Here is a 6,474-nt window from a genome sequence, read left to right on the forward strand (position 1 = left end):
CTCTCTAACAAAGCCTCAAACTCTTTGGGGGTGAGCCCGGTTAAACTACACAAGGTCTGCGGTTTGGTTCGTAGTTCCGCATATGTCATTTTCATCTACCGACCTCATTCCAGGTGCACGGTATAATTCTAAGTCCTAATTTCCGATAAGGTTTAATGTTGATAGGAAACTCACCGACTAATCCATCAACCTGTTGCACAAACCAGCCTATAAGCTGGGTTAGGCTCTCTATTTGCTGCTGTCCACTTCCCCTATCAGTAAGCAGGGATTTAGGGACTGAAGCTGGGTAATCATCAGTGCCTAGTCGCTTGGCAATTAGTCTGAGCAGTGCTGTTTGTTCAGGGTCGCAAGCCATACATTCACACGGTGGATTAAAAGGAGGTTGAGGAGGGGGACCGGGAACTGATGGAGGAGGAAATGGTGCAGGTTCTCCGGTGTCACAAATATCTACAGTCCTGCCATCTTGCCTAGTTATTAATAGTCGGAGGCTAAGTCCCCCGCTTGATGTGATGATCCACTGAAAGGGCATACTAAAAACCCTATAAGTCCCACTCTCATAAGGTGAGAAATTGAGATAGGGCGTGATTGGTCCCTTACAGTGAATTCTGATTCCCCAATACTGGACATCTTGTGCTGTGTTCTCAAAGATTTTTACTAATCGGATAGATCCGATCGGCCCATAAACGTAATAAGTAGGAGCCGTTTCTAACTCAAAAGAATAGTTATAAGAGATTTGGCCTGGTGTGATGTCCACTCTTCCCAGCAGCGTTATTCCATAGATTTCACCATCACAGCCCCCATACAACCCCTCTTTAGGTACGTCAAGACTATCCCCAGGTGGCATGGGTGGCAGTAAATCAGGCAGTTCTTCCCCTGGGTCCGGTCTACACTCTGGCTTCCGATAACAGACCGTGTAAGGTGGCAACGAGATAAAGGCGAGGGACGGTGCAATGGTGACGCATACCTCGCAATCGTTGTAATGGAAATCTGGAGCCAAGTCCAGAAAATCAGATAGGTTGACTCCAGACCCACCACAATAAGGTGAGTCAGGCCAGCGATCGCAGTCCCTAGGGTCAACTGGCTCCACAGGAGATTGATAAAAACCAGTGTTTCCGATTGGCTCTAGCCAAGGTTGTAACGGTTCCTCAGTTGGGAGTGGTAGCTCCGGCGCTCCTGGTTCGCCCCTGGGTGGATCTTCCCTGGGTGGTTGTCGCCTTGCTTGTCGTGGTTGGCGAGTTGGCATCTAGGGAGTGAGGAGATTAGGGGCAGAGGGTTGATAAATGAGATGGCTTTCGTATTTTGGCCGCTTTGCCCTCTCTTCTAGAATCCGAGCTTGAATAGGGCCACAGTGGAAAGGTAGGCGGAAAACTGAAGCGGGTCTAGCTTTCGGATTGAGGAAAATGCCATAGTCAAACATCAAACAGCCTCCATTCCTACTAACGTTGATGCTCCAGTTGAGATCGCAGCGATCGCACCTCGGTAAGGGTTGAATTTGTTGATTTCGTAAGTGCCTCCCCCTTTCAGGAGTGCAATTCCTCTGCCTGATCGAGCGATGCCCCCATAGCTCAAATAAACGTTTTCAGTCTCGGAGTGATTTACAAAAGTTGCTTGGAGGCGATTGGGATTCGCTGGCAGGATTAGGCGCGAATCAGTCCCCAGTTCCCAAGAAAAATCATCTGCGTAGCTAATTTCTGGCTCATCTGATGGAAGTGCGGTTGCTTCCTCTTGGGCACTTCCAAAAATTACGAGATTGTCTGTGTTATTAAGCAGCCCATAGCCAGCATCAACAATTCGAGCCGCTAACTCTTGTATCGTTACCAACTTCAAAACTGCTCCCATCCGTCAAGTAGTGCAGCAAATTGACGTGATAGTAAGGTAGGCGATTTAAGAGTGAAATGCTGGCTATTTGCGTCCAGTCTATCTGACTAGTTTTTAGAAAAAAATCTATCTGTTTCCTTGGCTCCTTCCATTCCATGTCGCGAACTGATGTGATCCGCTCAGTCCGATCGGCTATAATGTCCAATCTGGGAATCTGAGACTCAGAGAGAGAATTGATATCCACTTTGAGTCTCAGGCTTGTAATAAAGCCGTAATAACGAATCGTGGCTGTGCGGTCCCACTTCGAGACACTACTTGGAGCGTACAACTGGACCATGCTGTTTCCAGTACCACTGGTGAAACTCTTAAGGATGCTGACATTGCGGCTGTAAGCTTGCTGGACCGATGCAGCCATTTAGGGAATTACTCCAGAGCGTAAAATTTGATTTCTCTCCTTGTGGAGCTGTGCGGCAACTTGGGGAATTGTCCAATTCAGCTCTTTACTCAGACGTTCGAGCAAATGCCCTCTGGGTCGATAAACGTAGAGGTGTCCCCAGCTTGTTTTCTGCCTTGCTAACGCTCTTTTGCTGCAAGTGGAAAGCCTGGGATAACAGATTAAATCCATACTTAATAAAACGTTACAAGACGCTTTTAGAGGCTTCGTCTTATGACGGAACCGCAGGGGTTCTGTCATGGATTTGTGAGTCTTGTAATTAGTCTAGCCGCTCTTGAAACGAGATAACAGGCTAGCTATGGTGGGGAAGACTATTTGTAACCTTTTACGGGCACTAGACCTATGATCACTGTTGCTGATATGGATGCGGTTTTTCCTGGCACTATCACCGAGCCTGCTCCTGGCACGATTCGCATTGAAAGCACCGCTGATAACGTTGCTGAATTGCTCCAGCAGGTATTAGAGTCTGCTGCTACTGCACAAGAGACTTACAATGCCAACCCCGCAAACGCGAATAACCAACTAGACGCTTTTGCTCTACCTGCTCCAGGTGTCCCTGTCCGTCGCGATGACGGAACTTATGTTGTAACTTACACCTATACAGTCGCGATTGATGCCCCCGTCAATCTGGGAGCTTCTACTGGCTCCAGAGTCTAGGTTTTAGCTCCTGAAACACAACTACTAAATAGGGACTAAGACAATGGGCAAATATGCAAAGCGGGACTTAATGACCGTTCGCCCTATTCGAGGAAATACCATTCTCAAATATGGATTTAGAACGAACGTCAAAGACACAATTAGGACAGAGTTAGGTCAGGTTAAGTTTGACGGTAACAACTCAGCAAATTACACAGGGTTAGTGATTGGAGCGAACGCACCTAAACCCCCTGTGGCAACTAAAACTGAAGTCGCTGGAAGTGCAGTCAATGTTTACAGTTCTTACTGCGACATTTCCAAAGTCGGGCGGTTGCCTTCTGGGTGGAGCGTTGGACGTGGAAAGATCCGCAGACGTGCCAAAGGGCCAAAATCAGTTTGTGTGTACGTGACCGTTAACGGCATCAAATACGCTTGGATGCAGCCGTTGGACACACACAACAACGTTAAGGCTCAACTAGGTGCTTTGGGAATTAAGCTAGGAAGCCTCAATGATAAGGATCTAGTGTTTGGGGCTGAGTTCCCTAAACCTCCACGGGTGGGGAAAATCCTCAGCGGTGGTAGAGGCGGCATTGATTCAATTTCTACCTACTGTGATCCATCAAAAACTGACAGCCTCCCTGCTGGGTGGAGAACCTTACGTGATGACGGAATCGAGATCTAATCTGATTCTTCCGGGTGACCCGGAGTTCGATCAAACCTTGGGTTTAACTCTCCCCCCTGATTGGCAAGTTGTAGCAAGCTCAAGCCCTGAGTTTTCCTTAGTGGCTAGGGTCGATCAGGGGGGGGTTCTTTCGGCTGTTCCTTGGGAAGAAGCCCAAGAATACATCGAGGGGGGAGAGTATGACGAGCGCTTAGAGGAGTTTGAAGATCCAGACCTTCTGGAAGAGTGGGAGTTATGTGGAGAAGCTTAGGAACTCTTAAGCCCCAGCTCGACTGGAAAACCTTCAACGCTCCCACATTTTCCGATACGTTCAGGATTTCTTACTCTGGCTTGACTCCAGAGCTTAGCTCTAGCGCTTTAATCAGACAGTATTTTGCTAGTGATGAGGTTAGCGCTACAGTTCGCCTTTATCCCAAACGGGAAAAATTGATTTTAGAATTGCCCATTCCAGAGCCGCTGAAAAACTCAGGAATGGTGGTGCGATATATCGGGGTGAAACGTTTAATTCGTAGGCGCTACGGGTTCATCTGGCCCGATAGCGACTGGAGTCTAACCCTAGAAGAGTTGATATAAGGCCATGAAATTTGATTTAGGTTTGGCTGGTTTTCTCTTCTCAGTTTTCACAGCTTCTGTGGGTTGGTTACTGGGTTGGTTAACAAATCGGAAACAAAATCAAGCTTTAGCCAAACAGAAAGCACAAATTGAGCGCGAGCAAACGGCTGAAGCAGTTAAAAAGGAATATGCCGCCGAGCGTGATTTTGCTCATCTGCGACGCAACCAAGAACAAATGATTCAGAACATTGGTGTTCTGATGAAAGATTTTGATGATCGGGCTGATAAAGAACACAACGAGCTTTGGCAAAAGTTTGAAGCGTTGCACAGAGAATTGCTGGAAATCAAAGCAATGCTTAGGGGACAACGGCATCCAGAATGAGCTTCAGCAGCGACCAAATTAATCGGCCCCAGGTCGAGCGCTTCAAAGTTTCGCTCAGACCTTCATTGAAGTTTCCTGCCAGCAAAACAGACTTATTGGCATTGGCAGAAGCGCTGGAAGAGTTAGCCGCTGAGGTTAGGCAGGACGCTTCAAAGTTGCCTTCGTAGCTTGCCAGTACATCAACCCTAAAATTGGAAGCCCAACGAGAACAAATGTTAGGGTCTTTCCTGGTGACTTGGCGAGGGCGAGCAATGCTGGAGTCAAGTTGAGCAACAAAACTGCTAGGTAACGGTTATTCAGGTTTTTCAGAAAAATCCCTGCAATCAGCAGCTCTAACCAGAAGCTAACGAAGAAAGCCACAGCGCCGATCGCAACTATCAAGCCAATTCCAACAACGTCCATGTAAATGCAGGGGGTAGGATGCTGCAATCAGTTTGCCCATGCCAAGGCGATCGCTCCCGTCAAAAAATAACCCCACTAACTGTGGAGACAGTGCTACAAGCTGGGCGATCGCTTCTTTCTCAACTACTTGCTTGGTCGCTTCTTGGCTTCACTCTTACGATCGCCCCACCACATCCGCAGTAGCACTGGAAGCCCTATAAAAAAGGAGTAGCCCAAGTATGTCAAGAATGTGTATAGGTCGTCATGCAGGTTGCCCCGTAGGGAAAGTCCTTCGCTTGAGATGAGCATCTGTGCTACTACAGAAACAAGGATGTTAAGTTGTGCGGTAAATAAGTATCTGGTGTGAAGGCTTATTCCAAGCCGCTTAAGCCCTAGCAACACTGGCCAATAAGCGGTGAAGTGGGCCGAAACAACAAACGCTAGCATGAATACTGAAGTCAGTATTGAATCCAAAAGCATAGAAGAAACTTACTCCTAGAAGCCCTGACAGATGCTTTTAAAGGATGCCCTTGTAAGGGACTCACGCCTTCACTTCACTACAGCGATCGCTCCCGTCAAAAAATAACCCCACTGATTGTGGGGCAAGTGTTACAAACTGGACGATCGCCCTGCTGAAGTGAGGGAGCGATCGCGCCAATACATCCAACCCAGAATAGGCAGTCCAAAAATTAGATAGGTTGCGAGATCCAATTGGCTAAACCGGACGAAGAAGCTAAGCGGGGGCAAGAAGGCATTAAGGATTCCTACCAGGACGTAGCGATTGTTCTTGTTTTTAACAAACCGTTTCAGAATCCACAGACTGAGCCAGAAGGCTATGAAATAGCCGATTACACGAATCAATATGGCAATGCCTAGTAAAGTCGTTACTTCCATAAATGTTGGGGGTAGGATGCTGCGATTAGTTTTCCCTCCCAGGTGCGATCGCTCCCGCCAAAAAATAACCCCACTGATTGTGGGGCAAGTGTTACAAACTCGGCGATCGCTGCCCCATTGCCCCTAGCTGGCATTGTGTGACGTAATTCTGCCAATCTGAGTACACATATCAAAGCAGGCTCATGACGATTCAGCTACTACACCTCAAGCTCTAAAGGTATTCTCCAGACGACTATAATCACTTCTGAGTTGAAGCTAAATTAGATTCTATTTGACGCAGAACTGAAATAACCTCTGCTGCTGATTCTTCTAGGGCAGCTTTGGCTAATTCAGGATTTTTCTGAATCCACGCTTCCACGTCGTGAAAGAGATTTTTTTTTGACTTCTTTCGAGACTCTTTATCCCCTTTTAAGCTCTGAGCTACCCTTGATTGAAACTCTGTAGGATAGTACCGTTCAAACTCATGCTCCTTAAACTGTAAAAAATGGTCTTCTTTCCATCCACTCCGAGTGTATGTATTTTTCAAATCCTCAATTACTTTCTTCTCTTGTTCGCCTCCGTCTAGAGCGTTTTCCAATCTAGTGAGGTACAGGTAGAGTGTAGAGAATTATTAGTGTTTCAGGGGCAATGAAAGCATACTCGCTTGACCTACGGCAAAAGATTATTGACACCTAC

General features: G+C 47.1%; 13 protein-coding genes. 6 read left to right on the forward strand and 7 right to left on the reverse strand.

Annotated elements, in window-relative coordinates:
* Window positions 1-91: 91 nt before the first annotated feature.
* Genes H6F90_RS08140 through H6F90_RS08155 form a run of 4 tightly spaced genes read right to left on the reverse strand, consistent with a single transcriptional unit; the run spans window position 92 to window position 2,233 of the window.
* A complete protein-coding gene (locus H6F90_RS08140; RefSeq protein ID WP_190551835.1) occupies window positions 92-1,243 on the reverse strand; it encodes a hypothetical protein in 1,152 nt (383 codons plus the stop codon).
* Complete coding sequence (locus H6F90_RS08145; protein ID WP_190551837.1) at window positions 1,244-1,417, reverse strand: hypothetical protein; 174 nt, start codon at window positions 1,415-1,417, stop codon at window positions 1,244-1,246.
* Window positions 1,417-1,821, reverse strand: a complete 405-nt coding sequence (locus H6F90_RS08150) for a hypothetical protein (protein ID WP_190551839.1) — start codon at window positions 1,819-1,821, stop codon at window positions 1,417-1,419. Before H6F90_RS08150 ends, H6F90_RS08145 begins: the two co-directional genes overlap by 1 nt.
* The gene (locus H6F90_RS08155; protein WP_190551841.1) at window positions 1,784-2,233 is read right to left on the reverse strand and encodes a hypothetical protein; all 450 of its coding nucleotides are present in this window, start codon (window positions 2,231-2,233) and stop codon (window positions 1,784-1,786) included. The genes H6F90_RS08150 and H6F90_RS08155 overlap by 38 nt, the downstream gene beginning before the upstream one ends.
* A 381-nt stretch (window positions 2,234-2,614) precedes the next feature.
* Between H6F90_RS08155 and H6F90_RS08160 the strand changes: the two genes are divergently transcribed.
* The 5 genes from H6F90_RS08160 to H6F90_RS08180 are packed head-to-tail and all read left to right on the forward strand — an operon-like array spanning window position 2,615 to window position 4,524.
* Window positions 2,615-2,929 carry a hypothetical protein gene (locus tag H6F90_RS08160; protein ID WP_190551843.1) on the forward strand — a complete coding sequence of 105 codons (315 nt, stop codon included), beginning with the start codon at window positions 2,615-2,617 and terminating at the stop codon, window positions 2,927-2,929.
* 43 nt (window positions 2,930-2,972) lie between these two features.
* Window positions 2,973-3,590 carry a hypothetical protein gene (locus H6F90_RS08165; protein ID WP_190551845.1) on the forward strand — a complete coding sequence of 206 codons (618 nt, stop codon included), beginning with the start codon at window positions 2,973-2,975 and terminating at the stop codon, window positions 3,588-3,590.
* Window positions 3,571-3,840, forward strand: coding sequence for a hypothetical protein (locus H6F90_RS08170; protein WP_190551847.1), 270 nt, complete (start codon window positions 3,571-3,573; stop codon window positions 3,838-3,840). The genes H6F90_RS08165 and H6F90_RS08170 overlap by 20 nt, the downstream gene beginning before the upstream one ends.
* Window positions 3,825-4,163 carry a hypothetical protein gene (locus H6F90_RS08175; RefSeq protein WP_190551849.1) on the forward strand — a complete coding sequence of 113 codons (339 nt, stop codon included), beginning with the start codon at window positions 3,825-3,827 and terminating at the stop codon, window positions 4,161-4,163. The genes H6F90_RS08170 and H6F90_RS08175 overlap by 16 nt, the downstream gene beginning before the upstream one ends.
* 4 nt (window positions 4,164-4,167) lie before the next feature.
* Window positions 4,168-4,524 carry a hypothetical protein gene (locus H6F90_RS08180; protein WP_190551851.1) on the forward strand — a complete coding sequence of 119 codons (357 nt, stop codon included), beginning with the start codon at window positions 4,168-4,170 and terminating at the stop codon, window positions 4,522-4,524.
* Between the two features lie 135 nt (window positions 4,525-4,659).
* Here the strand turns inward: H6F90_RS08180 and H6F90_RS08185 are convergent, their stop codons facing one another.
* A complete protein-coding gene (locus H6F90_RS08185) occupies window positions 4,660-4,926 on the reverse strand; it encodes a hypothetical protein (RefSeq protein WP_190551853.1) in 267 nt (88 codons plus the stop codon).
* A gap of 18 nt (window positions 4,927-4,944) precedes the next feature.
* Between H6F90_RS08185 and H6F90_RS08190 the strand changes: the two genes are divergently transcribed.
* Window positions 4,945-5,109, forward strand: coding sequence for a hypothetical protein (locus H6F90_RS08190; protein WP_190551855.1), 165 nt, complete (start codon window positions 4,945-4,947; stop codon window positions 5,107-5,109).
* A gap of 405 nt (window positions 5,110-5,514) precedes the next feature.
* Here H6F90_RS08190 and H6F90_RS08195 read toward each other — a convergent pair whose 3' ends face one another.
* Window positions 5,515-5,799, reverse strand: coding sequence for a hypothetical protein (locus tag H6F90_RS08195; protein ID WP_190551857.1), 285 nt, complete (start codon window positions 5,797-5,799; stop codon window positions 5,515-5,517).
* Window positions 5,800-6,037: 238 nt separating this feature from the next.
* A complete protein-coding gene (locus H6F90_RS08200) occupies window positions 6,038-6,376 on the reverse strand; it encodes a hypothetical protein (protein WP_190551859.1) in 339 nt (112 codons plus the stop codon).
* Window positions 6,377-6,474 lie beyond the last annotated feature (98 nt).

The sequence above is a fragment of the Trichocoleus sp. FACHB-591 genome (assembly GCF_014695845.1).
Lineage (GTDB): Bacteria > Cyanobacteriota > Cyanobacteriia > FACHB-46 > FACHB-46 > Trichocoleus.